Genomic DNA, 1,147 nt, shown 5'->3' on the forward strand with positions numbered 1-1,147 from the left:
GCGCAGGGGTCGTCGGCGCAGGGGTGGTCGGTGCCGGCGTAACCGGCGCGCCGGCGCACGTCACACCGTTGACGGCGAACGAGGTCGGCGCCGGGTTGCTCCCGCCCCAGGAACCGTTGAAGCCGAACGACGTGTGCCCTCCGGTGCCCAGGGCGCCGTTGTAGCTGACGTTGGTGGCGGTGACCCGGTTGCCGCTCTGGGCGATGGTGGCGTTCCATGCCTGGCTGATGCGCTGCCCGGCGGTATACGTCCAGGTCAGTGTCCACCCGTTGATCGGATCACCGAGATTGGTGACCGTGACGTCGGCGCCGAAGCCGCCGGTCCACTGATTGGTGATCCGGTAGTCGACCCGGCAGCCGGGGGCGGCAGCCTGCGCGTTGGCGGTCGTCAGCACCACGCCGCCGGCGGTGGCCAGCGTAGCGATCACCGCGATCACGAGCCGCACACCGGTTCTGGGCAAGGTCATGGGCGGTCCTCCGTTGCTAGGCCCGGGTGCCCGCCGGCATCGAACACCCAGGGGATATTGACTAACTTCCATGCAAACTAAGTGCGGCGGGAGACGGCATCAAGTGCCATGCGGCGGTGTTTCGCAAGCATCAACGGAACTCGGCGTCACCTCTTGCCGAAACGGCTCTCGTCGACAAAAGTGGCACGGTTACCCTGCGCTGCCCCTGATGTGGATATTCTTGTGCCGGAGAATCGGCGTGAAGGAATACCCACCTGACAGGCACGACATCTCCGTTGGATCGGAGCAGGTCGTGGAAGACGTCATACGGGAGATTCGTTCGCCGGGCATCACAACAGCCTGAGTGGAGCGGCCCTCTGCAAATCGGCCGGGTTGGCGAGGCACTCGCCGCCCGTACCACCCGACCGGAGCGCCGCGGCTGGAGCGCCGCAGGGCCCTGACCACCTCGCTCGCCTCGGCCGTGGTTTCGCTGCTCCAGGGCTGCGCGACGGCCGGCGTCACCTTGCTCGCCCTACGCGCGCACGCCGCCGGTGCACTGCCCGCCGTGCACCTCACCGTCCTCGCGGTCCTCGCACTGGTCTCCTTCGAGGCCCTTGCGTCGCTGCCCGCCGCCTCGCCGATGTGCGCGCCTCCGCACGCCGGCTGGCTGACCTCCTCGACACGGCACCCCCGTCCCCGACC

2 protein-coding genes are annotated in these 1,147 nt (G+C 68.6%); one reads left to right on the forward strand and one right to left on the reverse strand.

From position 1 onward, the window contains the following. Positions 1-466: cellulose-binding domain-containing protein (locus E1193_RS31435; RefSeq protein ID WP_207922953.1), on the reverse strand; the 466-nt coding region annotated here is incomplete at its 3' end. A gap of 460 nt (positions 467-926) precedes the next feature. Between E1193_RS31435 and E1193_RS31440 the strand changes: the two genes are divergently transcribed. Then, the coding region (locus tag E1193_RS31440) for a hypothetical protein (protein WP_207922954.1) at positions 927-1,147 on the forward strand (221 nt) is incomplete at its 3' end.

Source organism: Micromonospora sp. KC606 (genome assembly GCF_004348675.1).
Taxonomy (GTDB): Bacteria; Actinomycetota; Actinomycetes; order Mycobacteriales; family Micromonosporaceae; genus Micromonospora.